Source organism: Sphingomonas sp. Leaf5, assembly GCF_001421155.1.
GTDB lineage: Bacteria > Pseudomonadota > Alphaproteobacteria > Sphingomonadales > Sphingomonadaceae > Sphingomonas.
Window position 1 is genome coordinate 56,241 of the sequence record NZ_LMJZ01000010.1, and the last position, 25,037, is coordinate 81,277.

General features: G+C 67.5%; 29 protein-coding genes and 1 tRNA gene. 9 read left to right on the forward strand and 21 right to left on the reverse strand.

From position 1 onward, the window contains the following. Nucleotides 1-10: 10 nt before the first annotated feature. The 9 genes from ASE50_RS08610 to ASE50_RS08645 form a co-directional block, all read right to left on the reverse strand. Nucleotides 11-86 (reverse strand) — tRNA-Phe (locus ASE50_RS08610). A gap of 29 nt (nt 87-115) precedes the next feature. Continuing rightward, nucleotides 116-316 carry a DNA gyrase inhibitor YacG gene (locus tag ASE50_RS18220; protein ID WP_082438918.1) on the reverse strand — a complete coding sequence of 67 codons (201 nt, stop codon included), beginning with the start codon at nt 314-316 and terminating at the stop codon, nt 116-118. Beyond that, nucleotides 294-1,268, reverse strand: a complete 975-nt coding sequence (locus ASE50_RS08615) for a hypothetical protein (protein ID WP_056398578.1) — start codon at nt 1,266-1,268, stop codon at nt 294-296. Before ASE50_RS08615 ends, ASE50_RS18220 begins: the two co-directional genes overlap by 23 nt. Then, complete coding sequence (locus ASE50_RS08620) at nt 1,261-1,830, reverse strand: Maf family protein (RefSeq protein WP_056398581.1); 570 nt, start codon at nt 1,828-1,830, stop codon at nt 1,261-1,263. Before ASE50_RS08620 ends, ASE50_RS08615 begins: the two co-directional genes overlap by 8 nt. Nucleotides 1,831-1,859: 29 nt before the next feature. Then, a complete protein-coding gene (gene infA, locus ASE50_RS08625; RefSeq protein ID WP_003049127.1) occupies nt 1,860-2,078 on the reverse strand; it encodes a translation initiation factor IF-1 in 219 nt (72 codons plus the stop codon). 423 nt (nt 2,079-2,501) lie between these two features. Next, nucleotides 2,502-4,457, reverse strand: a complete 1,956-nt coding sequence (locus ASE50_RS08630) for an alpha/beta hydrolase family protein (protein WP_082438919.1) — start codon at nt 4,455-4,457, stop codon at nt 2,502-2,504. A gap of 122 nt (nt 4,458-4,579) precedes the next feature. Further along, nucleotides 4,580-6,754: a sodium-translocating pyrophosphatase gene (locus ASE50_RS08635; protein ID WP_056398656.1), complete on the reverse strand. Its 2,175-nt coding sequence runs from the start codon at nt 6,752-6,754 to the stop codon at nt 4,580-4,582. Nucleotides 6,755-6,974: 220 nt separating this feature from the next. Continuing rightward, the gene (gene thiL, locus ASE50_RS08640; protein WP_056398659.1) at nt 6,975-7,850 is read right to left on the reverse strand and encodes a thiamine-phosphate kinase; all 876 of its coding nucleotides are present in this window, start codon (nt 7,848-7,850) and stop codon (nt 6,975-6,977) included. Next, entirely contained in the window at nt 7,847-8,878 is a 1,032-nt protein-coding gene (locus tag ASE50_RS08645; RefSeq protein ID WP_056398584.1) for a DUF2332 domain-containing protein, read from the reverse strand. The genes thiL and ASE50_RS08645 overlap by 4 nt, the downstream gene beginning before the upstream one ends. A 50-nt stretch (nt 8,879-8,928) precedes the next feature. On the opposite strand from ASE50_RS08645, the gene hisG reads away from it, so the two are divergent. The 3 genes from hisG to nusB all read left to right on the forward strand — a co-directional run bounded on the left by hisG (nt 8,929) and on the right by nusB (nt 11,798). Next, the gene (gene hisG / locus ASE50_RS08650; protein ID WP_056398587.1) at nt 8,929-9,579 is read left to right on the forward strand and encodes an ATP phosphoribosyltransferase; all 651 of its coding nucleotides are present in this window, start codon (nt 8,929-8,931) and stop codon (nt 9,577-9,579) included. Then, entirely contained in the window at nt 9,576-10,877 is a 1,302-nt protein-coding gene (gene hisD, locus ASE50_RS08655) for a histidinol dehydrogenase (protein ID WP_056398588.1), read from the forward strand. The genes hisG and hisD overlap by 4 nt, the downstream gene beginning before the upstream one ends. Nucleotides 10,878-11,330: 453 nt before the next feature. Beyond that, complete coding sequence (gene nusB, locus ASE50_RS08660) at nt 11,331-11,798, forward strand: transcription antitermination factor NusB (protein WP_056002116.1); 468 nt, start codon at nt 11,331-11,333, stop codon at nt 11,796-11,798. Between the two features lie 308 nt (nt 11,799-12,106). On the opposite strand, the gene ASE50_RS08665 is transcribed toward nusB, so the two are convergent. Genes ASE50_RS08665 through ASE50_RS08680 form a run of 4 tightly spaced genes read right to left on the reverse strand, consistent with a single transcriptional unit; the run spans nt 12,107 to nt 14,875 of the window. Further along, nucleotides 12,107-12,976 (reverse strand): alpha/beta fold hydrolase, encoded by an 870-nt coding sequence (locus ASE50_RS08665; RefSeq protein WP_056398663.1) that lies wholly within the window; start codon nt 12,974-12,976, stop codon nt 12,107-12,109. Nucleotides 12,977-12,981: 5 nt separating this feature from the next. After that, the gene (locus tag ASE50_RS08670; protein WP_056398591.1) at nt 12,982-13,884 is read right to left on the reverse strand and encodes a pirin family protein; all 903 of its coding nucleotides are present in this window, start codon (nt 13,882-13,884) and stop codon (nt 12,982-12,984) included. Continuing rightward, on the reverse strand, nt 13,884-14,588 hold the full coding sequence (locus tag ASE50_RS08675) for a glutathione S-transferase (RefSeq protein WP_056398594.1): 705 nt from the start codon (nt 14,586-14,588) through the stop codon (nt 13,884-13,886). Before ASE50_RS08675 ends, ASE50_RS08670 begins: the two co-directional genes overlap by 1 nt. Next, on the reverse strand, nt 14,585-14,875 hold the full coding sequence (locus ASE50_RS08680) for a BolA family protein (protein WP_056398597.1): 291 nt from the start codon (nt 14,873-14,875) through the stop codon (nt 14,585-14,587). The genes ASE50_RS08675 and ASE50_RS08680 overlap by 4 nt, the downstream gene beginning before the upstream one ends. Before the next feature lie 36 nt (nt 14,876-14,911). On the opposite strand from ASE50_RS08680, the gene ASE50_RS08685 reads away from it, so the two are divergent. Then, entirely contained in the window at nt 14,912-15,526 is a 615-nt protein-coding gene (locus tag ASE50_RS08685; protein ID WP_056398599.1) for a J domain-containing protein, read from the forward strand. Between the two features lie 175 nt (nt 15,527-15,701). On the opposite strand, the gene ASE50_RS08690 is transcribed toward ASE50_RS08685, so the two are convergent. The 5 genes from ASE50_RS08690 to ASE50_RS08715 are packed head-to-tail and all read right to left on the reverse strand — an operon-like array spanning nt 15,702 to nt 18,559. Further along, nucleotides 15,702-16,157 (reverse strand): SRPBCC domain-containing protein, encoded by a 456-nt coding sequence (locus ASE50_RS08690; RefSeq protein ID WP_056398601.1) that lies wholly within the window; start codon nt 16,155-16,157, stop codon nt 15,702-15,704. Next, nucleotides 16,154-16,639 carry a VOC family protein gene (locus ASE50_RS08695; RefSeq protein ID WP_056398604.1) on the reverse strand — a complete coding sequence of 162 codons (486 nt, stop codon included), beginning with the start codon at nt 16,637-16,639 and terminating at the stop codon, nt 16,154-16,156. The genes ASE50_RS08690 and ASE50_RS08695 overlap by 4 nt, the downstream gene beginning before the upstream one ends. Then, nucleotides 16,636-17,403 (reverse strand): VOC family protein, encoded by a 768-nt coding sequence (locus ASE50_RS08700; RefSeq protein ID WP_056398605.1) that lies wholly within the window; start codon nt 17,401-17,403, stop codon nt 16,636-16,638. The genes ASE50_RS08695 and ASE50_RS08700 overlap by 4 nt, the downstream gene beginning before the upstream one ends. Then, complete coding sequence (locus ASE50_RS19690) at nt 17,400-18,134, reverse strand: DUF1428 domain-containing protein (protein WP_082438920.1); 735 nt, start codon at nt 18,132-18,134, stop codon at nt 17,400-17,402. Before ASE50_RS19690 ends, ASE50_RS08700 begins: the two co-directional genes overlap by 4 nt. Beyond that, the gene (locus ASE50_RS08715) at nt 18,131-18,559 is read right to left on the reverse strand and encodes a VOC family protein (protein WP_056398609.1); all 429 of its coding nucleotides are present in this window, start codon (nt 18,557-18,559) and stop codon (nt 18,131-18,133) included. Before ASE50_RS08715 ends, ASE50_RS19690 begins: the two co-directional genes overlap by 4 nt. 269 nt (nt 18,560-18,828) lie before the next feature. On the opposite strand from ASE50_RS08715, the gene cobS reads away from it, so the two are divergent. From cobS to ASE50_RS08730, 3 genes are all read left to right on the forward strand, one after another. After that, the gene (gene cobS, locus ASE50_RS08720; protein WP_056398612.1) at nt 18,829-19,827 is read left to right on the forward strand and encodes a cobaltochelatase subunit CobS; all 999 of its coding nucleotides are present in this window, start codon (nt 18,829-18,831) and stop codon (nt 19,825-19,827) included. Nucleotides 19,828-20,061: 234 nt separating this feature from the next. After that, nucleotides 20,062-20,445, forward strand: coding sequence for an acyl-CoA thioesterase (locus tag ASE50_RS08725; RefSeq protein ID WP_056398615.1), 384 nt, complete (start codon nt 20,062-20,064; stop codon nt 20,443-20,445). Nucleotides 20,446-20,569: 124 nt separating this feature from the next. Beyond that, nucleotides 20,570-20,863 carry a hypothetical protein gene (locus ASE50_RS08730; RefSeq protein ID WP_056002074.1) on the forward strand — a complete coding sequence of 98 codons (294 nt, stop codon included), beginning with the start codon at nt 20,570-20,572 and terminating at the stop codon, nt 20,861-20,863. A 67-nt stretch (nt 20,864-20,930) separates the two neighbouring features. On the opposite strand, the gene ASE50_RS08735 is transcribed toward ASE50_RS08730, so the two are convergent. Both ASE50_RS08735 and ASE50_RS08740 read right to left on the reverse strand, forming a co-directional pair. After that, a complete protein-coding gene (locus tag ASE50_RS08735) occupies nt 20,931-21,638 on the reverse strand; it encodes a GNAT family N-acetyltransferase (RefSeq protein ID WP_056398618.1) in 708 nt (235 codons plus the stop codon). Beyond that, nucleotides 21,635-23,458 (reverse strand): hypothetical protein, encoded by a 1,824-nt coding sequence (locus ASE50_RS08740; RefSeq protein ID WP_056398620.1) that lies wholly within the window; start codon nt 23,456-23,458, stop codon nt 21,635-21,637. Before ASE50_RS08740 ends, ASE50_RS08735 begins: the two co-directional genes overlap by 4 nt. Before the next feature lie 94 nt (nt 23,459-23,552). Here ASE50_RS08740 and ASE50_RS08745 point away from each other — a divergent pair, with 94 nt between their 5' ends. Both ASE50_RS08745 and ASE50_RS08750 read left to right on the forward strand, forming a co-directional pair. Next, nucleotides 23,553-23,984, forward strand: a complete 432-nt coding sequence (locus ASE50_RS08745) for a GtrA family protein (RefSeq protein WP_235512268.1) — start codon at nt 23,553-23,555, stop codon at nt 23,982-23,984. A 1-nt stretch (nt 23,985) separates the two neighbouring features. Beyond that, a complete protein-coding gene (locus tag ASE50_RS08750; protein WP_056398623.1) occupies nt 23,986-24,708 on the forward strand; it encodes a class I SAM-dependent methyltransferase in 723 nt (240 codons plus the stop codon). 143 nt (nt 24,709-24,851) lie between these two features. Here ASE50_RS08750 and ASE50_RS19030 read toward each other — a convergent pair. Continuing rightward, on the reverse strand, nt 24,852-25,037 hold a 186-nt coding region (locus ASE50_RS19030), incomplete at its 5' end, for an IS1 family transposase (RefSeq protein ID WP_162236181.1).

Here is a 25,037-nt window from a genome sequence, read left to right on the forward strand (position 1 = left end):
ATGTTGGGGGTGGTGCCCAGGGACGGGATCGAACCGCCGACACTGCGATTTTCAATCGCATGCTCTACCAACTGAGCTACCTGGGCCTGTCCGGGTGACCGGAAGAGCCGGCCTGTTAGCCGCGCGAATCGTCGCTGTCCAGCCCGGTTTCCGATTTTTCGTCGGAAGAAGCGGCAGGACCCGCGATCCGATACCCTTCGCCCATCCAGTTCAGCATGTCGCGGTCGCGACACCCCCGGCTGCAAAAGGGACGGAAGGCAGGTTCGGTCGGAGCCGAACACAGCGGACAGCGGTTACGGGAAGCGGGCCTGGACATGGCCCGCGGATATGGCGAGGCCGCTCTCCGCCCGCAAGGCGAGCGATGCGCCGAGCGTGCGTTCGACCGCCGCGATCCAGTCGGGCCGGGCGGCGATGGCCGCGACGATGGCGGGATGCGCGGCCAGCGTCCGTTCGCCGCTGCCGCCGGTGCGTTCCGCCTGTCGCAGCAGCGCGCGGGCATGGGCGGGCACATGGGCGAACAGTTCGGGGAGCGAGGCACGCGACCGCCGCCGCACGATCTGCAGGAAGCCGAAGCCGTTGACGGCGGTGCGCTCGAACGGTTGCGGCAGGATCGCATCGACCGCTTCGGCCGTGGCCTGCCGGACGGCCCTGTCGTTCACCGTCGGCAGGTCGATGCCGATCGACCCGGCGATGTCGAGCCGGGCGATGGCCGCTGCCGCTGCGCGCGCACCGGCGATGGCAAGCGCTGCGGGGGCGAGTTCTCCATCGATATCGATCAGTGTCATTGCCGGGGTCAGTGCGATCGACAGCGCGCCGCCGGGAAAGGCGACCTGCCCCGTGGTCGCTTCCTCGATCAGCAGCGGCCAGCCGGCATCGCCGAGGAGATCGCGATCGAACGGGCCGACGAGGCGCGCGCCGGGCAGGTCCGCGATCGAAGGGCCGTCGCATGGTTGCGCGTCGGGCGCGGCAGGACGGGCACGGGCGCGTTTGGGCTTGCCGGGTTCGGACAGGGCTGGACGGGTGATCTCGACCAGCAGCGTCGCGCCCTCGGTCACGGCACGCGGAAGGGGGCTTATCAGCGCCTCGCCATCGTCCCACGCGACGATGGCCTCATTCCGGACGGGCAGGCGGCGGACCAGTCGGGCGGCAAGGATCGTACCGGCGCGCAACGCGTCGTCGGGTTCGATCCGGGCCTCGACAATGTCGCCGTCGACGATACGCGCGGCGCGGACTTCGCCGATACCGCGCTCGACGATCCAGTCAGCCAAGCGCGACGCCGGCGGTTTCGAGAAGGGCGCGCGTGTCGAACAGCGGCAGGCCGATCACGCCCGAATGGCTGCCCGAGAGGAAGCGCACGAACGCCTCCGCCCGGCCCTGGATCGCATAGCCGCCCGCCTTGCCCAACCCCTCGCCACAGGCAACGTACGCGTCGATCTCACGCGGTTCGAGCCGCTTGAACGCGACGATCGTATCGGCGATGCGGATGCGCGCCTGTCCGTCGGACATCAGCACGCACACCGCCGACAGGCAGTGATGGCGACGCCCCGACAACAGGCCGAGCAACTCGCGCTGCACGTCTTCGCTGGTGGCGGGCGGCAGGATGCGGCGGCCGAGCGCGATCGTCGTGTCGCCGGCCAGCACTACCGCACCATCGACCGGACCGATCGCGCGCGCCTTCGCCTCGGCAAGGCGCAACGCATAGGGACGCGGCAATTCGCCCTTCAGCGGGGTTTCGTCGATATCGGGTGCCTCGACGCGATCGGGCACCGCACCGATCCGCGCCAGCAGGTCGCGGCGGCGGGGCGAGGTCGAGGCGAGAATCAGGCGCATGGCCGCAGATCCGGTCACGCGGGGTCCGCTTACTTGAAGCGGTAGGTGATGCGACCCTTGGTCAGGTCATAGGGGGTCAGTTCGACCAGCACTTCGTCACCGACCAGCACGCGGATGCGGTTCTTGCGCATCTTGCCGGCGGTGTGCCCGAGGATTTCGTGATCGTTCTCGAGCCGGACGCGGAACATCGCGTTGGGCAGCAATTCGACCACCTGGCCGCGCATTTCGAGAAGTTCTTCCTTCGCCAAACAAATACCTCGTGAATAAGGGCGCACCGGAACCGGGCGGGTCCCCATAGGCGCAAACCGTAAAAAAGGAAAGCACGAACGGCCGGACCCGTGGTTGACACGGCCGGTCGTCGCGGTTGGACAGCAGATAGGCTTTGGGCCGGATGGGTGCAAGGTGCGGGTTGTCCGCGCCCTGCACGTCAGCCCGGGTCGAGCCGGAACCTCTGCGAAAGCTGCAAGCATAGGCAAAATGCGTCGTACCCCCGCGCAGGCGGGTGTCCAGAACCAAGTAGAACAACGGTTTGCGCTTGGAGCCCTGGATCCCCGCCTGCGCGGGGATACGCGATGCGGGCAACCTACTCGCAGATATCGGTCGCCTGGATCCCCGCCTGCGCGGGGATACGGCAGGTCGAGCGCGGGGTGACGGTACGGCGGATAGCCCCGTCAGGCCGGATTATGCTCCTTCAGGAACGCGGTCATCTCCTGCAGGAATTGCAGCCGGTCCTCGCCACGGGAGAAGAAATGGTCGCCCAGCGGCTGTTCGACATAACGATACGGCTTGCCCGCCTTTTTCAGTTCAGCGGCGAGGGTGCGCGATTGTGCGACCGGCACGCGCTTGTCGACCTTGCCATGCATCAGCAGGATCGGCGTCGAGAAGTCGGCGGCGTGGAAGCGGGGCGAGACCGTCTGGAAATCGGGTGCCTGACTGCGCAGCCAGTCGCCGATGGTGCGGCCGTTCAGGAACTGGCTGTCATAGCGGCGCAGTGCCGCCAGATCGGACACGCCGGCATAGCTGATCGCGCAGCGGTACAGCTTGCCGTCGCGCTGGGCGGCGCGCATCGCCGCATAGCCGCCATAGGACGCGCCGACCATGCAGGCGCGCCTGGGATCGGCGATCCCTTCCTTCGCCAGATGGGTGACCGCGTCGTTCAGGTCGTCCTGCATCTTCAGGCCCCATTCGCCGGCCCCCTTGCGGGCGAAGGCGGTGCCATAGCCCGATGATCCGCGGTAATTGGGCTGGATCACGACATAGCCGAGCTCGGCCAGATATTGCGTCCACCAGTCCCAGCCCTCGCTGTCGCGGGCCGAGGGGCCACCATGCGGCAGGACGATCAGCGGCAGGTTCTTCTGGTTCAGCCGGTGGCGCGGCATGGTCAGCACCGCTTCGATCGAGGTTCCGTCGCGCGCGGGATAGCGGATGGTGCTGACCGGCGAGAGGCGGCGGCTCTGCAACGTCTTGCTGTTCCACGCGATCCGCTGCATCCGGCTGAATGCGCTGTCCCAGTAATACAGGCCGCCGGGCTGGGACGCTGCCGCGACCTCCACCAGGAACTTGTCGCGCTTGCGGTCCCACGACACGATCCGCGCGCGACGGTCGCCGATCGAGGCGTTGATGTCGGTTTGCAAGGCCTTCAGCTTCTCGTCGAACCAGGTGGTCCGTCCGTAGCGTTCGGTCACCGTCACGCCGGCAACGTCGTTTTGGTCGGCATTGTCGATGATGCCGTCGACGTCATACCCCTCCAGTGAATACAGTTTCTTCCCCAGCGCAAGGTCGGGCAAAGACACCTGATAGACCGACGTAAAGCCGCCTTCGTCGTCCAGCGCGATCGCGCTGCCGTCGCTGCGGAAGGTGATCGGGATGGTCAGGCCGTCTTCGTCCTTGCGTTCGCGCCGGGCGATGACGCGGAAGCTTTCGGTGTTGTTCGCGCGGTACAGCAGCGCGGAGCGCCGCGACTGGTCGTTATATTGATAGGCGGCGCGGACCTGCCCCTGTCCATCGGCATACCAGCTATAGACGTTGGGGCGACCATCGGCGACGCGGCGTGATTTGCCGGTCGATACGTCGATGTCGAACACGGTCGGGTTGAAGTCGGATTCGTTTTCGATGCCCGTCTGACGCGACAGCAGGATGCGCGGGCTGCCGTCATGCGCGACCCACAGCACGTCGTCGGCGCGCAGGCCCGATTTGTCCCAGTCGAGCCGACGGGTCGTCTTGAAATCGGCCTTCACGCTCAGCACGCGGGTGACGTAATATTCGTTGCCGTACAGCAGTTGCTGCGTACCCAGCCCGACGATCAGCCAGTCGTCATTGACCCAGCGCCACCAGTTGATGTCGGTATCCTCAGGCGTGCCGAGCCCGACGTTGCGGGCATCGCCGCTCAACTGCGACAGCACCAGCACCTGTTTGCCGCCGATCGCACTCTTGGCGACGACGCGGGTGCCGTCGGGCGACAATTTGGGCGATTCGATCGACGGCAGTTCGGCGAAAGCCTCGATCGGGACCGGCGTGGCGGGATCGACCATGGCCGCATCGACCTTGGCGGATTTGTCGGCAGGCGACGGCGTCTGTGCCGGAGAGACGGTGGCAATAACAAGGCCGATGGCCGCAACGAACCGCATGAAACCCCCTGTTCGGGAGCGGCCGGGATGCGCCCCCGCGCACCTGTTCCGGCAAGAGTGGACGCCCCCATCCACCCTTGATCCTAACGCGGCGGACGGGGGACGCAATCGATCAAAACAACCTATCCGGCGGTATGTCCGGCAAGGGCCGCCAGAAGCAACAGCGCGACGATGTTGGTGATCTTGATCATCGGATTGACCGCCGGGCCGGCGGTATCCTTGTACGGATCGCCGACGGTGTCGCCGGTCACCGCCGCCTTGTGCGCCTCCGATCCCTTGCCGCCGTAATTGCCGTCCTCGATATATTTCTTGGCATTGTCCCATGCGCCGCCGCCGCTGGTCATCGAGATGGCGACGAACAGGCCGGAGACGATGACGCCGAGCAGCATCGCGCCCAGCGCCGCGAAGCCCTGCGCCTGTCCGGCGACCCATGTCACGATGTAATAGACCGCGACGGGGGAGAGGACGGGGAGCAGCGAGGGCACGATCATCTCGCGGATCGCGGCGCGGGTGACGATGTCGACGGTCCGGCCGTAATTCGGGCGGCTGGTGCCGGCCATGATACCGGGATCGGCAGCGAATTGCGCGCGGACATCCTCCACGACCGAACCCGCCGCGCGACCGACCGCGGTCATGCCGAACGCGCCGAAGAGGTAGGGGAGCAGCGCGCCCAATAGCAGCCCGACGATGACGTACGGGTTGGACAGCGAGAAATCGACGGTTAGCTCGGGGAAGAACAGCTTCAGGTCGGTGGTGTAGGCTCCGAACAGCACCAGCGCGGCGAGCGCGGCGGAGCCGATCGCATAGCCCTTCGTCACCGCCTTGGTCGTGTTGCCGACCGCGTCGAGGGCGTCGGTGCGGCGGCGGACTTCTTCCGGAAGGTTCGCCATCTCGGCGATGCCGCCGGCATTGTCGGTGACCGGGCCATAGGCATCGAGCGCGACGACCATGCCGGCCAGCGCGAGGAGGGCCGTGGCGGCGAAGGCGACGCCGATGATCCCGGCCAGCTGGTAGGACGCGATCACCGCGACGACGATCACCAGCGTCGGCAGCGCGGTCGATTCGAGGCTGATGGCGAGGCCCTGGATGACATTGGTGCCATGGCCGGTGACGCTGGCCTTCGCGATCGACTTGACCGGGCGATAGGCGGTGCCGGTGTAATATTCGGTGATCCACACCAAAGCGGCGGTGACGGCGAGGCCGATCATCATGCACCAGAACAGGTCCATGCCGGTAAAGCTCTGTCCGGCGACCGGTGCCTGTGCGCCCAGCGCCCCTTCGACGGTCAGCGTGTCGCCGCCGGGATCGAGGAAGCCGGCGCCGCCGATCACGGTGTTGAGATCGCCCAGCGCCCAGCTGGCCGCGAAATAGATCGCCGGGACCGCCAGCAGCGCGGTGGTCCAGAAGCCCTTGTACAGCGCGCCCATGATCGACTGGCCCTTGCCCAGCCGGACCATATAGGTGCCGAGGATCGAGGTGATGATGCACACCCCGCCGACGATCAGCGGCAACGCCATCAGCCGCAGCAGCTCGGCGGGCGGTGCCTGTACCAGCAGCGCGATCGACACCATCGTCAGGCCGATGGTGACGACATAGGTTTCGAACAGGTCAGCGGCCATGCCCGCGCAGTCGCCCACGTTATCGCCGACATTATCGGCGATAACGGCGGGGTTGCGGGGGTCGTCCTCCGGGATGCCGGCCTCGACCTTCCCCACCAGATCAGCACCGACGTCCGCCGCCTTGGTAAAGATGCCGCCGCCCAGCCGCGCGAAGATCGAGATCAGCGACGCGCCGAAGGCGAGGGCAGTCAATGCCTCAACGACTTCGCGGTCGCCCGGACCATGGCCGGCGATGGCGACGAGGTACCAGAAGATGCCGGAGATCGCGAGCAGCCCCAGGCCCGCGACCAGCATGCCGGTGATCGCGCCCGACCGGAACGCCATGGTCAAGCCGCCTTGCAGCGACCCGCGCGCAGCCTCTGCGGTGCGGACATTGGCGCGGACCGAAATCTCCATGCCGACATAGCCCGCGACCCCCGACAGGATCGCGCCGATCAGGAAACCGACCGTCGATAGCGGTCCGAGCGTGGGGAACAGGATGATGGCGACGATGACGCCGACGATGGCGATGGTGCGATATTGGCGGCCCAGATAGGCCTTGGCCCCTTCCTGGATCGCGGCGGCGATATCCTGCATCCGCGCGTCGCCGGCCGAGGCGCGCAGCACCTGCATACTCGTGAACACACCGTACAACACGGCCAGCGCACCACACGCCATGGCCAGATAGACTATCGTCATCCGCAACCCCTCCTGCACAGGGCCGCCCGGCTGTCTCGTCGGGTCGAACCCCTTGGAAGCGGGGCAGCTTATGCCGATGGGCGGGGGAGGCAACCGTTAATTCCTCCCCGTACCGGGGAGGGGGACCGTCGCGCAGCGGGGGGCTTCCATGGGCGGATCGTTCGGGGACACCCCCCTCCACCAGCCTGCGACTGGTCCCCCTCCCCGTGCCGGGGAGGATTTAGTGTTGGTAGCCGAGGCGGCTTGGGAGGGGGACGGGGCGGCCTGCATCTACCAGCGACAGGCCTGCGCCGACGGCGAATGTCCCGATCCGGGTCGCTGCTACCGGCGGCGTGGCGTTGCAGGCGAAGAGCAGTTCGTAATCGTCGCCCGCCGTCGCTGCCGTCAGCGCGTCGTGGCCGAACGCCCGCAAGTCGGGCGACAGCGGCACTGCCGCGAGGTCGATCGTCACTGCCAGCCCGCTTGCCGCCGCCATGCGCGTCGCGTCGATCAGCAGGCCGTCGGACACGTCCATCATCGCGTGGACGAGCCGTGCCAGCGCCTGTCCCTCCGCCAGCCGCGGGGTCGGGCGGCGGTAGCGGTGCAGCAGCGCGGTCGACCCAGCCGCGCCCTGCGCAATGGCAAGGCCCGCGCCGGCATCGCCGATCGTGCCGGTGACCCAGAGCGCGTCGCCCGCCTTCGCGCCGTCGCGACGCGGGGCGTGGGCGCTGCGGCCGAGCGCGGTCAGCGACAGGAAGCGGGGGCTGCCGGCGGGCAGCGTCACCGTGTCGCCACCGAGCAGCGGGCAGTCGAACGCCCGCAACACGTCGTCGAGGCCGGCAAGGAACGCGCGGTCCCACGTGTCGTCGCCGATCGGAAACCCCAGCATCACGCCCACCGGCACCGCACCCTTGGCGGCAAGGTCCGACAGGTTGGTCGCGACCAGTTTCCACGCGACGTCGGCGGGCGGATCGCTGGCAAGGAAATGGACGCCCGCGACGATCATGTCCTTGGTCAGGACGAGGTCGCCGAGGTGTGCGGCGTCGTCGGTCAGGCCGTGCGCGCCGGGGTGGAGCGACAGGGTGCGCAGCGCGGCGAGGAAGTCGGCCTCGGTCACGTCGCGGCGATCCACGCACCGTGCGCGTGGGCGGTGGCGAGCATCTGCGGTTCGCCATGATCGGGCCAGCTCTGCACGATCAGCTCCTGCCGTTGCAGGACGCGGTCGGGTTCCATCCGGACCCAGGCGAGCGGGCGGTCGGTGGTGGCGGCATCGGCGGCATCGGCGATCATCGTGCCGATCGCGGCACGGCGATCGTCGCCCAGATACTGCCAGACGACCGAGTGCATCAGCACGCGGGTGACGCCGGTCGCCTGCGGTTCGGCGAGGCGGTCGCGCAGCCAGCCGACGGCATCGCCCGCGACCAGATCGACCGGACTGGCACGCAGCATCGCGGTCGCCGCCGCCAGCCGTTCCTGGCGTTCGGGCTGGTCGGCCCAGATATAGCCCGACAGGCGGGTCGCGACGGCGGGGTCGGTGGCGTCGAGCGGCTGGATATCGACGCCGCGTACCCGTTCGATCCGGATCGGTGCCTTCGGGGGCGGGGTGCCGCGCCAATCGGGGACGATCGTCACCGGGGCGTCGGCGGGGCCGACCTGCACCCCGCCCAGATCGAAACGGTAGCGATCGATCAGCAGGTTGAGGCCGGCGCTCGACCCTATTTCGAGGATGTCGAGGACCGGACCGTGCCGCCGCGCGACCGCCAGCAGCCCGGCCATCAGCACGCCCGAGCGCATCGGCTCGTTGGTCTGTGGCGGGCCGTCGAGCCATGGCAGCAGCAGTGCGTCATGGTCGACCATCGCCCGGCGCAGGGTCGCCTGCGGCTCGCCGGCACCGGCGAACAGCGCGGTCAGCTCTGGGTCGATGCCGCTCCGGGCGAGCGCATGCAGCCCCCCGACCAGCCGCAGCGGCAGCGCGTCGGGGATCGGATCGCCCGGCCAGTCGAGCACCCTCTGCCCGGTCCGGCCGTCGCGGGTCAGCGCGGTGGCGAGCGCGTCGCAGACCGCCGCGGTGATCGGCGCATCCATCGCGACGCAGAACGCCGCCTGCTGGCGAAAGGCGAGGCGATTCGTCGGTTCATCGGCCATGGGGCGCGTGTTGCGCCCGCCGTGCGCCCCAAGTAAAGCGCCAGTCGCCCATGACCGACCCCATCATCATCGCCGTGCCCAAAGGGCGTATTCTCGAAGAAGCCATGCCGCTGCTCGCGCGTGCCGGCATCGTGCCCGAAGCGGCGTTCCGTGATCCCGACAGCCGGGCGCTGCGGTTCAAGACCGACCGGGCCGATATCGACCTGATCCGGGTGCGGGCGTTCGACGTCGCGACGTTCGTCGCGCATGGCGCGGCGCAGCTGGGCATCGTCGGGTCGGACGTGCTGGCCGAGTTCGATTATTCGGAGCTGTATGCGCCGGTCGACCTGAAGATCGGGCATTGCCGCATCTCGGTCGCCGAACCGGCGCGCCTCGCGGCAACCGACGATCCGCGCGGGTGGAGCCATGTCCGCATCGCCACCAAATATCCGCACACCACCCAGCGCCACTTCGCGGCGCGGGGCGTTCAGGCCGAGTGCGTGAAGTTGAACGGCGCGATGGAACTGGCCCCGGTGCTGGGCCTCGCGCCGCGCATCGTCGATCTGGTGTCGTCGGGACGGACGCTGAAGGAGAATGGGTTGGTCGAGGTCGAAACCATCGCCGAGGTGACGTCGCGGCTGGTCGTCAATCGCGCGGCGTTCAAGACCCGCGGACAGGTCGTGCCGCTGGTCGATGCGTTCCGCCGGGCGGTGGCGGCATGATCCGGCTGGACGCGAGCGCGGCAGGGTTCGCCGCCGACTTCGCCGCATTGGTCGATGCCCGGCGCGAGGCGGACAGCGACGTGGCGCGCGACGTGACCGCGATCCTGCGCGCGGTGCGCGACGATGGCGATGCGGCGGTGCGGGCGTTTACCGAGAAGTTCGACGGCCATGATCCCGATGTGACCGGCTGGCGGATCGAGCTGGCGGAGTGTCGCGCGGCGCTGGACGGGCTGGACCCGACCTTACGCGCCGCGCTCGAACTCGCGCATGACCGGATCGTCGCCTATCACGCCAGGCAGCGGCCCGAGGATCGTGACGAGGTCGATGCCGATGGCGTCCGGCTGGGCGCGCGGTGGAGCGCGGTGGCGGCGGCCGGGGTCTATGTCCCCGGCGGGCGGGCGGCCTATCCGTCGTCGGTCTTGATGAACGTCGTGCCGGCCAAGGTCGCCGGGGTCGAGCGGATCGTGATGGTCACCCCGACGCCCAAGGGCCAGGTCAATCCGCTGGTGCTGGCCGCGGCGGCGCTGGCCGGGGTCGATGAGGTCTGGCGGATCGGCGGGGCGCAGGCCGTCGCCGCGCTCGCCTATGGCACCGACCGGATCGCGGCGGTCGATGTCGTGACCGGGCCGGGCAATGCGTGGGTCGCCGAGGCCAAGCGGCAGCTATACGGCGTGGTCGGGATCGACATGGTCGCCGGCCCGTCCGAGATCGTGGTCGTCGCCGATGGGCAGAACGATCCCGAGTGGATCGCCGCCGACCTGTTGAGTCAGGCCGAGCATGACCCGACCAGCCAGTCGATTCTGTTCACCGACGATGCCGGCTTTGCCGACCGGGTGGCGAGGGCGGTCGACGACCAGATCGCTGACCTCACGACCGGGCAGGTGGCGCGGGCGAGCTGGGATGCGAACGGCGCGATCGTGATCGTGCCGACGCTGGCCGATGCGATCCCGCTGGTCGACCGGCTGGCGCCCGAGCATCTCGAACTGGCGGTCGGCGATCCCGAACCGCTGTTCCGCGCGGTGCGCCATGCCGGATCGGTGTTCCTCGGGCGGTACACCCCGGAGGCGGTCGGCGATTATGTCGCGGGGCCGAACCATGTGCTGCCGACCGGGCGGCGGGCGCGGTTCGCATCGGGGCTGTCGGTGCTGGACTATATGAAGCGGACGAGCTTTCTGGGGCTGGACGCGGCGGCGCTGGCGAAGATCGGGCCGGCGGCGGTGACGCTGGCCGGGGCCGAGGGGCTGCCGGCACATGCGCGGTCGGTGGCGATCCGGTTGGACGCGCCGGGTCAGGCGTAGCGAAGCTGTGCCAAGCCGCATTAGGCGCGTCCGGCCGGCGGCGCTTGTAGCGCCGTCCGACGACACGGGCTTTGCCCGTGGCGGACCTAAGTTTTGTAGTTAGGCCGCGTGGTGACGGTCGCTGGCGTCGGCCCTCTTTCAATGAGGGGTAAGACGCCAAAGGTCACAGAAGTCACACTCGTGCGCGTTTCATCACGGGGTCGCCCCGGTGCAGGCTGGAGCCTTCAGCACCTCGGCGCGCGTTTCCTAACCGGGAGATCCCAGTATTCGCTGGGATGACGTGGGTGGCAAAGGTCACAAAGGTCACACTGGGCGCGCCGTTGTGCAGCGGGTCGATCGCGGCGGTCGGACAGGCGGACGGTTCAAAGAGCGCGGCGATCCTGTCATGCGGCACCGTTGTAGGAAAGCGCCCCCTCGACTTGGGCGGCCGACAGCGGCTATGGGGCGGCGCTTATGACCAGCAAGAATTCCCGCCCGCGCGGTGCCCGTCAGGCACGCGCCGCCGCCCGGTTGGCCGCCGTTCAGGCGCTGTACCAGCATGAGATGGAAGCGACGCCGATCCCGGCACTGCTCCACGAATTCCACCAGCACCGGTTGGGCGCGACGATCGAAGGCGTCGAATATGCCGAGGCCGACGTCCAGTTCTTCGACGACGTGGTCAAGGGCGTCGATGCCCGCCGCGAAGAGATCGACGCGATGATCGCATCGAAGCTGTCGACCGGGTGGACGCTCGACCGGCTCGACAAGCCGATGCGGCAGATCCTGCGCGCGGGGACGTACGAGTTGCTGGCGCGGCCGGACGTGCCGGTGGCGGCGGTCATCAGCGAGTATCTCGACGTCGCCGATGCGTTTTACGACCGGCGCGAAAAGGGGTTCGTGAACGGGTTGCTCGATTCGGTGGCGAAGGTGGTTCGGGGGTAGGTTTCCTTACCGTTCCCCCGCCCAACCGTTTGCTTCGAGCTTGTCGAGAAGGGGTTGCCTCAAGCAAGTCGTTCTCGACGGACGCTTCTCGACAAGCTCGAAGCTGCTCGAACCGAACGGGTTGGGTTAGATGGGGATGGGCGATTCGCTGCCGACGACCTTGCCTCCTTCGTCACCCCGGGCTTGACCCGGGGTCCCGCTTTTTACTGCGGCCGAAGAAGAAGCGGGACCCCGGGTCATGCCCGGGGTGACGAGGTAGGTTGATGTTGCCTGCCCACACCAACGGTGGGTTTGGGCGCGATCGGCTTTTACGGCAGCCACCCCCGGATCGCGTCGTTCACCGCTTCCGGCGCCTCCCACGGCACGAAATGGCCGGCATCGACCCGTGTCACCGTCAGGTCGGGCACGACCGCGTCCAGCCCGTCTACCTGTACCGGCAACAGCGCCTTGTCGCGCAGGCCCCAGATCACCAGCGTCGGTTGCACGATCGGCGGGAAGGGGGCGTCGATCCAGGCCGGGCGCTCGGGCGTTTCGCCCGGTGCCGGCACGACGATCGCCGAGGCGCGGTACCAGTTCAGCATCGCGGTCATCGCGCCGGGTTGCGACCATTCGTCGAGATAGGCGGCCTTGTCCGTACCCGCGATGGTGCGGGTGACCAGTTTGGCAAAGCCGGTCGCGAAGAAATGTTCGAGGCCGCTGCCGATCAGCCCGCGATCGATCGACGTGTCGCGGAATTTCGTGATGTACTGGCTGGCGGCGCGCTGTTCGGGGTCGTCGAACAGCGAACGCTGGAAGACCAGCGGATGCGGCGCGTTGAGGATGACGAGGCGTTCGATCCGGTCGGGATGGCGCAGCGCCGCCATCCACGCGATCGCGCCGCCCCAGTCATGGCCGACCAGCGTGAACCGGTCGACCCCCAGCGCATCGGCGAGCGCGATCAGGTCGGCGACGATGTGGTCGGGGGCATAGTCCGCGACCGCCGCCGGCTTGTCGGAGCGGACATAGCCGCGCTGATCGGGGGCGATGACGTGATGGTCGTGCGCAAATTCCGGCAGTTGGTGCCGCCACGTCCGATGCGATTCGGGAAAGCCATGGAGGAAGATCATCGCCGGCGCGCCCGCATCGCCCGCCACCGCGACGTCGAGCGACACGCCGGTCGACAGCGCGATGCGGCGCATCGCCGTCACGGATAGCTGACCGTCTTGGGGATTTCGGGGATCGGAATGAATTCCTCGGCGTCGTCGGGGACTTTGGGGAAGTTGCCCGCTTTCCAGTCGGTCTTTGCCTGATCGATGCGGTCGCGGCGTGAGGAGACGAAATTCCACCAGACATGGCGCGGGGTGGTGAATGCCTCGCCACCGCACAGCATCACCCGCGCGCCGGACGACGACCGCAACGTCGCGGCGATGCCGGGGCGCAGGACGTAGAGCGTCATCGGGTCGAGCGCGACGCCGTCCAGTGCGGCATCGCCATGCGTCAGATACAGCGCGCGTTCGTCGGCTTGCGGATCGATCGGGATCGCGCCGTTCGATTCGAGGATGATGTCGGCATAGATGGTCGCGGCGTATTGCGTGGTCGGGGCCGACACGCCCCACAGGTCGCCCATCACGACGCGGGCGGTCGCGCCGCTGCCGTTGACGATCGGCAGGCGATCGGCCTCGACATGCTCGAACGCCGGGTCCATTTCCTCGCGGTCCTCGGGCATCGCCAGCCATGTCTGGATACCCGACAGCAGCGGGCCACCGGCGCGTTCGTCGTCCGGCGAGCGTTCGGAATGGACGATCCCATGCCCGGCGGTCATCAGGTTCACCGCGCCGGGTTCGATGCGTGCAAAGGTGCCGAGCGAGTCGCGATGGTCGATCGCGCCGCCGAACAGATAGGTGACCGTCGACAGGTTGATATGCGGATGCGGACGCACGTCGATGCCCTGCCCGGGGTCGAGCTCGGCCGGGCCCATCTGATCGAAGAAGATGAACGGGCCGACCATCGTCCGCGTCCTGGTCGGCAGGGTGCGATGCACCTTGAACCCGCCAAGGTCGTGGGTGATCGGCAAGATCGTCTGAAGAAAGAAGCGATCGTTTTCCATCAATCGGCGTCCAGTTCGGGATAGTGGCGGAAAATGCCGTCTTCATTGAAGGGGATACGCCGGTCGCTGGCAAGATAGTCGGCGATGCCGGGCAGGGTGGCGACGGCGTTGCGGATCGCGATCAGCCGGGGCAGGCCGGGTTCGAGCATTTTCATCCGGTTGGGAAAGGCGTAGCGCAGCCCGTCGACCAGCTGGAACAGCGAGGTATCGACATAGGTCCAGCGATGGTCGATCGCCCACGGATCGTTGTTTTCGCCGAGCAGGTCTTCGAAATAGGTCAGGAATTTAGGCAGGCGTTCGGACCGGAACTGTCGGGCAGCGCGCAATGCCTCCGCCTGCTGATCCTCGTAATAGTCGCCGGTCGCCACCGGATGATGGACGGCGTGGATTTCGGTGACGAGGTCGGCGATCGTCAATTGCCACTGATTGGCCCATTGCCGGTCGCGGATGCTCGACATGCTGATGCCGTGGCGCTCGCCCAGATATTGCAGGATGTTGGCGACCTGCGCGATGACGAAATTGTCGAGCGAGAGATAGGGCGGGGCGAAGGGCGGGCGCGGGTGCCGTTCCAGCATGGCCAGCATCGCCTCCACGCCATCCTCGCGCGCGCGGTCGCGATAGGCGATGCCGGCCCCCTCCATCGCGAGGCGGACGAATTCACCGCGGCCCTGTATCGTCGGCCAGTACCAGAGGTCGTAGCTCAATCGCCATCTCCCGGAGCGCGGGCGCGAATCGCCAGCGCGTGGATGCGGGTGGCCAGCAGGTCGGCAAGCGCCCGGTTGACCATCCGCTGCCGCCCAACGCGCGACTGGCCGAGAAAGCCATCCGCGACGATATCGACCGAAAAATGGCTCTCGCCGGTGCCGTCGTCGCCCATATGGCCGGCATGGTGGTGGCTGTCGTTGGTCACGACCAGATGGGTCGGGGACAGGGCGTCGTGGAGCCGCCGGGCGATCAGATCGGCGAGCGGCAAGGTGGTGGTGTCGGTCATCGCGCCTATATAGCCCCTTTTGCCAAAGGGAGTCGCGTGGCGCGCGAGAAGATCAGCAAGGATCGCCCCAATGCCCGGTTCCACGGGCGGGTCGAGGCGAATGGCCGGCCGTGCGAGGTACCCGGATGCGCGGAAGCGGGCGAATTCCGCGCGCCGCCGGTCGAGGGCGCGCCGCAGGGCGGCGAGCGGCCGAACGCCTATCGCTGGTTCTGCCTCGAGCATATCCGCGCGTTCAACGCGGGGTATAATTACTTTGCGGGCATGACGGCGGAGGAGATCACCGACGCGCAGCGGCCCTATGCCGGTTGGGACCGCGAGACGCGTGCCTTTGCCCGGGCCGGCGTCGATCCGGGGCCGGCATGGGCCGATTTCGCCGACCCGCTCGATGCGATCGGTGCGAAGTTCCGCGATGCACGGGTGAACCGGGCCGAGCGCCGCGACGGGCGGTCGCTCAGTCCCGCCGACCGGTCGGCGCTGAAGGTCATGGGGCTCGACATCGATGTCGACCGGACGGGCCTGCGCCAGCGGTATTCTGAACTGGTGCGACGCTATCACCCCGATCGCAATGGCGGCGACCGGCAGCATGAGGCGGCGTTGCAGAAGGTGATCGCGGCGTATCAACAATTGAAGGGCGCGGCGGCGTTCGCTTGAGGGAGGGCCGCCTCTTCAACGTCTATTACCGTTTGCTTCGAGCGCAGGTTCGAGCCTGTCGAGAACCGTAGTTGAGAAGCCGTTGCCTCGGGCGGGCGGTTCTCGACGGACGCTTCTCGACTTCGCTCGAAGCCGCTCGAACCAAACGGGTGGGGTAATGGTCAGGGCGGGGCCGTCACGCGAAATTAACCGCCACCGCCTCCAATTGCTGCGCGACCATGGTCCAGCCGCCTTCGAAACCCATTTCGGTATGCATCTTCGCGGTTTCTTCGTCCCAGTGGCGGGCGGCGGCGCGGTAGAGGGTCGTGTTGCCATCGGCTTCGAAGGTGAAGAGGCCGACGAACGCCAGCCGCTGCGGCTGCGGTATCCAGCCGGGGGCGAAGGCGTTGGTGAAGGCGACGCGTTCATACGGCACCGCTTCGAGGATGACGCCTTCGCCAGTCATTTCCTCGCCCGCCGGTCCGCGCATCGTCGTCGCGAACCGGCCGCCGGGGGTGAGGTCGAGAGCGATCAGGTCGGTGGTCCAGGGGCGCGGGGCCCACCATTTGGGGAGATGTTCGGTCCATGCCTGCCACACCGCGTCGACGGGGGCGGCGATGCGGCGTTCGATCGCCAGTTCGTGTTCGGTCATCGGGTCTCTCCGCTGCGAGCGGCCTCGATAGCGGCAATGTCGATCTTCTGCATCGTCATCATCGCCTGCATGACCCGCCCGGCCGCTGCCCGATCGGTATCCGCCATCCCCGCCATCAGCGCGCGCGGCGTGATCTGCCACGACAGGCCGAACCGGTCCTTGCACCAGCCACAATCACGCGCCTGCCCGCCGTCCGCGACGATCGCGTTCCAGTAGCGGTCGGTCTCCGCCTGATCGTCGGTCAGCACCTGAAACGAGATCGCATCGGAAAAGGGCGTCGGCGGGCCGTGGTTGAGCGCGAAACCGGGCTGGCCGAGCAGGGTGAACTCGACGACCAGCGCGTCCCCCGCCTTGCCGCCGGGAAAGTCGGCGGCAGCCGCGTGGACACGTCCGACCGCGCTGTCGGGAAAGGTCGCGGCGTAGAAGCGCGCCGCTTCCTCCGCCCGGCCGTTGACGACCAGACACAGTTGCAGCTTGCTCATCGCCGCGGGCCGACCAAGCCGAAGCGGGCACTCTGCGGATCGGTGGCGACGATCGAATAGCTGCCGCCGGGGATCTGGTCGGGCCCTTGCAGGATGGTGCCGCCGCCCGCCGTGATTCGGTCGGCGGCATGGTCGATATCGGCGACATGGGTCGAATATTGCCAGCCGGCCTCACCGCCCGGCACCATGCCCATCGCCGCGCCGATCGCGACGTCGCCGCACAGCAGGAACTTGTAGTCGCCATACGCCCCCATCGGCATCGATCCCTGCTGTCGCCAGCCGAACCGGTCGACATAGAAGGCGATGGCGCGGTCGGGGTCGGGGGCCATCAGCTGGTTCCAGACGAAATGGCCCGGCGTCGCCTGATCGGCGGGCTGGAAGACGGTGCTGGTCGCGTCGCTTTCGCTGCGCATCAGATAGAGCGCGGCGTCTTGCGGGTCGGTGAGCATCGCGATGCGGCCGACGCCGGGGATGGTGGTCGGAGCCATGTGCTGCGTACCGCCGGCGGCGACGAAATCGGCGGCGGCGGCATCGACATCGTCGACCGCGACATAGCCGAGCCAGACCGGGGCGGGCATCCCCGGCGGCATCGCCATCAGCCCGCCGATCATCGCCCCGTCGGGGGCGACGAACAGCCGATAGTCCATGTCCGGCATGCCCGAATCCTGCACCTGCCAGCCGACGACGTCGGCGTAGAAGGTGGCCGCCGCGTCGATGTCGCTGGTCAGCAATTCATACCAGATGAAGTCGCCCTGCCGATTCATGCGTCCGCTCCCATGCGTTGGTCGAAAACGGGTAAGAAGCCGCCATAGACCATGCGGCGGCCGTCGAACGGCATGTCACGATCGGCCATGCGCGGGTCGGCCATCACCGCCTGCCACCCGTTGTTGCGCGCATCCTTCGACGGCCATTCGATCCACGAATAACAGGCGATCTCGCCATCCCGCAGCGCGACGGCCCGCGCGAAATCGGTGTGTTTGCCCGCGGGTACGTCGTCGCCCCACCCCTCGACCACGCGCAGCGCGCCGTGATCGCGGAATACCTGTGCCGATTCGGCGGCAAAGGCGATATAGGCGTCGCGCCCGGCGGCGGGGACCGGGGTCAGGCAGCCATCGACATAGCCGGGGGCGGTGCCCGTACCTTCGCCATCGCGGACCATGACGCCGTCGAACCCGCCATAGATCATGCGCTTGCCGTCGAAGGGCATGCCGAGCGCCGCCATCCGCGGATCGGCCATCATCGCCGCGCCGGCCGCATCGCGGGTCGCCCGGTCGGGATATTCGATCCAGCTGAACAAGACGTCTTCGTCATCGGTCAGCGCGACCGCGCGGGCGAAATCGGTGTGGGTGCCGGCCGGTACGTCGTCCCCCCGGCATTCGACCAGCCGCGTCGCGCCAAGATCGGCAAAGATCGCCGCGGCCTGCGCGACATGGTGTTCATAGGCGGCGCGGTTGTCGCGCGGCACCGGGGTCACGAACCCGTCGATATAGGTCATGCTGCCGCCCCGTCGGCATGGGCGGCTTCGGCGGCGGCCATGTCCATGGTGAACGGTCCCCAGCCATGGCCGTCGAGATCCTCGAACGCGCGGCTGTACATGAAACCTTCGTCCTCGGGATCGTGGAGTTCGCGCCCACCCGCCGCCAGCGCGGCGTCGGTGATCGCGTCGACGGCGGCGCGGTCGTCGAACGACAACGCCAGCAGCACGCCGCTTTCGGTGCGCGGGTCGATGATCCGCTTGGGCGTGAAGGTGGCGTAGAAGTCGCGGTCGAGCAGCATGACGTGGATGTTGTCCGACCACGTCATGCCCGATCCGCGATCGTTCGAGAATCGCGGGTCCTGCACGAACCCGATCGCCTCGTAAAAGCGTGTTGCCGCCGGCACATCGGCGACCGCGAGGTTCACGAAAATAATCTTCGACATGGCACCCTCTCCCCGGTTTCCACGAATCACTGCCCGTGTTGGGTGCGCCTTTCCCCTGCAAAAGCAACGACGAAGTTAGGCAAGGAACGCTGACCCAACCACCGGTGCCGCGACGATGGCGGCGGGCGATCGCGGTCGGGGGGAACCGGGCGATGGCCGAACGGTTCACGACGCTGTTCCGCCTGCCGCCAACGGTTGAGTAGGCGGCCCCGATCGTCCTAAAGGACCCCGCGACGCTCCTGCCGGTGCGCCGACCGCGAAAGGCCCGCATGACCACCACCGATACCCCGCCCGAAGCCGCAACGACGATCCTGAGCGCTCCCGACCGGATGGTGAAGGCGCGCGACCTGTTCGGCATCGACAGCGATCTGGAAGTACCCGCCTTTTCGGTGGCCGACGAACGCGTGCCCGATGCCGATCCGGCCTATGTGTTCGACCCCGACACGACGCTGGCGATCCTTGCGGGCTTTGCGCACAACCGGCGGGTGATGGTGCAGGGCTATCACGGCACCGGCAAGTCGACGCATATCGAACAGGTCGCCGCACGGCTGAACTGGCCGTGCATCCGCATCAACCTCGACGCGCATATCAGCCGTATCGACCTGATCGGGCGCGACGCGATCGTGCTGAAGGACGGGCAGCAGATCACCGAATTCCGCGAAGGGTTGCTGCCATGGGCGCTCCAGACGCCGACCGCTTTGGTGTTCGACGAATATGACGCCGGTCGCCCCGACGTGATGTTCGTGATCCAGCGCGTGCTGGAGACCGAGGGCAAGCTGACGCTGCTCGACCAGAATCGCGTGATCCGGCCCAATCCGTATTTCCGCCTGTTCGCGACCGCGAACACGGTGGGGCTGGGCGATACGTCGGGGCTGTATCACGGTACGCAGCAGATCAATCAGGGGCAGATGGACCGGTGGAACATCGTCGTCACACTGAACTACCTGCCCGCCGCCACCGAAGCGCGGATCGTGCTCGCCAAGTCGGGCGAATATGACAAGGTCGGCGGCAAGGACGCGGTCGAAAAGATGGTGCGCGTCGCCGACATGACGCGGCGCGGGTTCGTCAACGGCGATATCTCGACGGTGATGTCGCCCCGCACGGTCATCACCTGGGCGCAGAACGCGCTGATCTTCGCCGATGTCGGATTCGCGTTCCGGCTGTCGTTCCTGAACAAGTGCGACGAGGCGGAGCGGGCGCTGGTCGCCGAATATTATCAGCGGGTGTTCGGCAAGGATCTGCCCGAAAGCGTGGTGGCGAAGGCGTGATGTCGTCGTAGCCGTGCGTCGAGGCCCCTGGCGTACCCCCGCGCAGGCGGGGGTCCAGGGTTCCAAACGCGAACCGTTGTTCTGTTTGGCTCTGGACCCCCGCCTGCGCGGGGGTACGGTGTCGGGCGTTTTGCACAGATTGCCTGCGCGGGTGCTTCTGTGAACTCGTGATCGAATGGTCGATACGGCGTGAGTTTCATTGACTCGCATGTCAGCAGGGGCCACCGTTTTTTTATGGCACATCAGCATCCGCTTGCCGTCGCGCCGGGCGACATCGACCATATGGGGCACGTCAACAACGCGGTGTACCTGTCGTGGGTGCAGGATGCGGTCGTTGCCTATTGGGAACGGGTCGCGCCGGCCGAAGCGGTGGCAAAGCATCTGTGGGTCGCGCTGCGCCACGAGATCACCTACCGCCGGCCTGCCTTCCTCGACGATACGATCGTCGCGACGGTGGTGGCGGAACGGGTCGAGGGGGTACGCGCCTATTTCTCGACGCTGATCAAGCGCGGCGAGGAAGTGCTGGTCGAGGTGCAGAGCACGTGGTGCTCGCTCGACGCCGCGACGAAACGCCCGGCGCGTCTGGCGCGCGACGTGGTGAACCGGTTCCTCCCCTAATTCCGATTTCGTTTTTTGCAATTGCGGTAAGAACCTGTGCAGTTGCGATACCGCGCTGCAACATGCACAACTCCGGCAACGAAACGACGCACGAGCGTCCATCCCAACCAGCCGGAGAAACATCATGCGCAGCTTTGCCGCCGCCGCCGCTTTTCGTGTCGCCCTCGTCGCAGCGGGCATGCTGATCCCGACGCTCGCCTCGGCGAACGAGATCGAGCGTGACGGCTACAAGTTCGACTATACCCGCAGCGTTGCCGACAATGGCGCGACGGTATTGTCGGGCACCGTCCTGACCAGCGGCGAGCCGTTCCGCCTCGAAGTGCGCGACCGCAACGTGTCGGGCGAAGTCGGTGGCCGTCCGGTCCGCTTCCGCATCGCCAAGCCGCTGTCGCCGGCGCAGCAGGTCGCTGCCCGCTAAGCGATCCGACCTCCACGGTCCGCGACGCCCGTCCCTGTAAAGGGGGCGGGCGTTTTGCGTTTGGGGATCAGTCGGGAGTGCGGATGACTTCCCACCGGCCGAGCGATTGGAACCCGGCCGACCGGGCGAGCGCGACCGATGCGTGATTGTCGGTCTGGCAGCGATATTGCGGCTCATGTCCCGCCCCGACCGCATGGTCGGCGATCGCGGCGATGACAGTGCGGGCATGGCCGCGACCGCGCGCATCGGGCAAGGTTAGTACGCCGAGGTCGACAAGCGGACTTTCCCGCCATAGCACCATGCTGGCGGCGCAGATCAGGCGGTCGCCGTCGAAACTACCGAATACCGCCGCGTGATCGAATTCGACCCAAGCGTCGTCGCGGTCCTGCTGCGATGCCGATCGATAGAAGCGGTCGAAGGCATCGCGGTCGGCTTCGGTCAGGCGACGCACCGCGTCCGATGGTGCTTGCTCGAGGGGTCGATCGGCTGCGCGGTAGAACAGAAAGTCGGGGTCGTTCAGAACGATGCCGGAAGCTGCGAGTCGCGCGCGAACGTCCGGTAGCGGGAGTGGGTTGGCATCGAGCAGGCCAGCCCGCTCGGCGAGCGGCGGCTGGAGTGCAACTGCCGCCGTGCCGTCTTCGCGGGTCAGGATCATCGCTGCCCGAACCGTATCGAGTGAGGCATCGATCGTCAGCGACACCGCGCGATCATCGAACGCCTGCCGGCCGCCGCCGAACTGGTGTTGCCAATAAGCGAGGACGCGCAGCGGGATCATCGATACTCGATCCGCCACAGCCGGAGCGGCGACCCCTTGGGCAGCGCGACCGGGATCAGCCAGCCGGGCACCTTGTTATGGGCGAGCAGGTCGTAGAAGCCGCCCGGCGACCGCGCGCGATAGACGGTGGTTTCGGCCATGTTCGGGCAGGTCAGCAGATAGGTCGCGCCATGGCGGCGGGCGATGGTGCGGAAATTGTCCGGGTCGCCCTGAAACGCGTGATGCACGTCGAGGATCGCATCGCCGTTGCGGTGATAGGGGCCGGTGATGCCGTCATGATGGGTCGCGACGATCAGGCGCGGCCCCAGATCGACATGGGTGAACATCACCGCGGGGGGCAGGCGGTTCAGCGCCTGCAACGCGGGCAGGCTGGCGCAGCGGGCACCGGCGCGCAGTATCTGTTTCGTGCGGGCGTCCTGCGGCTTGATGCGGACATGGCTGGTCAGGCCGCTGTCGGGCAGCATCGACAGCAGCTTGCTGACCTGATCGACGAACAGGTTGCCGAGCAGGAGCAGCGAGATCACCGCCGCCGTGCCCAGCACCCGCACCGCCGCGCTCTTGCGCGACAACAGCCACGGCACGACCACCCAGGCGAGCGCCACCGTTCCGGGAATCGCCAGCAACTGCGCCGCCGGCCCCGAGCGGATCTGCCAGAACAGCATCGCCACCGCGAAGGTCGTGAACAGCGTCACGACCGCCCAGCCGACGAAATCGGCCGATCGGCGCGCGCGCCACGTGGCGAAGATCGCGCCGAGCAGGCCGATGATCGGACCGGTCACGATCAGCAGGATGGTGCGGCCGGGCATCGTGTAGAGCGGTTTCGCCTCGCGGACGTTATTCAGCCAGGTGCGCGCCAGTTCCTCCGACACGCCCTCGGGCCGCGCGAGGCATTGCGGGAACAGCGTCGCGAACGCACCGGCGAGCGCGCCGCCCGCGATCAGCGTCAGGATCAAGCGCAGCGGCCACGTTGCCGGCCCGATCCGGGCGATCAGCACCAGCAGCGCACCGCCCGCGACCACCGCCGACAGCCAGACCGGGGTCAGCGCATCGCAGCGCATCGCGTAATTGGCGTTGGAGGCGAAGGCGACGAAACCGATCGCGCTCGCGCCGGCCAGCGTCGCGCCATAGACGGTCAGCCGTCGCGCCTCCGCCCGGTCCCACACCCAGCGCAACGCCACGATCGCGCCGGCCATCGCGCAATAGGGCAGGAGTTCGAGGCCGATGGTCAGCGACGCGGCCGAGGACAGGCCGACGACCATGCCGCCGCGGCCCTGTTTGCGATCGGCGATGCCGGCGACGGTCCAGGCGAGACAGGCGAGCTGCCAGCCATGGTGGTCGATGCGTTCGGGCATGAACATCAGCAGCGTCGACGAACAGCCGAGCAGGAACAGCACCGCCAGCGGCCATGCGACCGGCGCGACCAGCCGCCGCACCGTCACCGACAGGGCGATCAGCGCGACCCCCATCGGCAGCAGCGGCGCGATGCCGACCGCCAGCTTTTCGGCCCAGACCGGCCCGGCAAAGGGTTTGAACAACAGGATCAGCCCGGCGATCGGCAGGTCGACCAGCCGCGACCAGTGGATGTCGAGCCCGCCCGGCGGGTTCAGCCGATATTGGCGCAGATCGTACCAGCCTTGCCCGCCCATCCATGCGCGGACCTGCATCAGCCGCATATTGTCGTCGGTATCGGACAGCGCCAGCCAGTGGACCGCGTTCCACCGTTGCCACAGGAACCATGCCGCCATTACCACCCACGCGAGCAGCAGCCAGCGCAGCCAGTGCCGGTCGAGGAAATGGCCCGTGGATGGAAGCCTGGTCAAAACTACTTTCCCCCGCGCCCGCCGCGATCTACGGCGGCTGTCCAGCCATGGTGGCAACAGCGGCGCTGTATCGGATGGCGCGCAAAGGACAAGGGTGGGCACGCGGGTGATCGCGCGGATCGAACGACTGATACCGGACGGGGTGCTGGGCCAATTGATCCGGTTCGGCATCGTCGGCGGGCTGTCGACGGTGATCTATGCGATCGTGTATCTGCCGCTCGTCGCCTATGTGCTGCCGACCGGCTATGCGTTCGTCGCGGTCGTGCCGGCGTTCATCGTCGCTGCCGCATTCGGCTGGGTCGCGCATGGCCGGTGGAGCTTTCGCGACCATGGCACGCGGTCGGGCGGTGCCGAACAGCCGTTGAAGTTTCTGGCGGTGCAGGGGTTCGGCATGGTGCTGAACGGCCTGTTCACGTTCGGGCTGGTCGATCTGGCGGGTATGGCGCACTGGGTGCCGCTGGTCCCGGCGGTGCTGGTCACGCCCCTTGCTACCTTCGCGCTCAATCGTTCATGGGTATTCGGATAAGATGGACCGCATCGTTTACGACCGCATGGCGGCGCACGACTCGACGCACTGGTGGTATCGCGCGCGGCGCGAGATCCTGGCCGATTATGTCGAACGCTATGCCGGGTTGCAGCCGGGCGCGCGCATCCTCGAAATCGGGTGCGGCACCGGGCACAATCTGCCGATGCTGGGCAGTTTCGGCACGGTCGATGCGATCGAGATCGATCCGGCGGCGCGCGAGATCGCCAGCGAGCGGCTGGGCAAGCCGGTCGGCACCGCGCCGCTGCCGACGCTCGCCGGGGTCAGCGCGCACTATGACATGATCGCGGTGCTCGACGTGGTCGAGCATATCGAGGACGATGTCGCGACGTTTCGTGGCATGGCCGATCGGCTGGCACCCGGCGGCAAGATACTGGTCACGGTGCCCGCGCATCAATGGATGTGGAGCGCGCACGACGTGGTGAACCACCATCACCGCCGCTATTCGAAGGCGACGCTCGCCAAGGCGATCGCCGACGCGGGCCTGAAGCACAATGGGTTGCGCTATTTCAACTCGCTGCTGTTTCCGGCGGCCGTCGCCGCGCGGGTCGCGGGCAAGATTCGCGGCAAGGACGACAGCGACGATTCGCCACCGCCCAAGATTCTGAACACGGCATTCGAGGCGATCTTCCGGCTGGAACGGCATCTGCTGGGGCGCGTGCCCATGCCGCCGGGGCTGTCGATCGTAACGCTGGTGACGAAGTAGGAGCGACCCCGGTTCAAGCCGGGAACGCTGCGAAGGTGCCGATCGCCGACCCTTGAACGTACCCCCGCGCAGGCGGGGGCCCAGGATCACGATCACAAACAGTTGTTTTGCGGGGCTCTGGACCCCCGCCTGCGCGGGAGTGTTCACGTCGGACTCTGTAGACGTTTTCTGGCGAGGAAGATGTCGAGGGTGATCTCGAGCATCTGTTGGGTCTTGGAAGCGCGTTTGGTCCGGCGGTTGAAGCGGGCCAGCATGTCGCGGAACGAGGCGTTGGACGATTCGATCAGATGCGTCTGCGCCTTGGTCTGCTGGTGGGGTTCGGGCGCGCC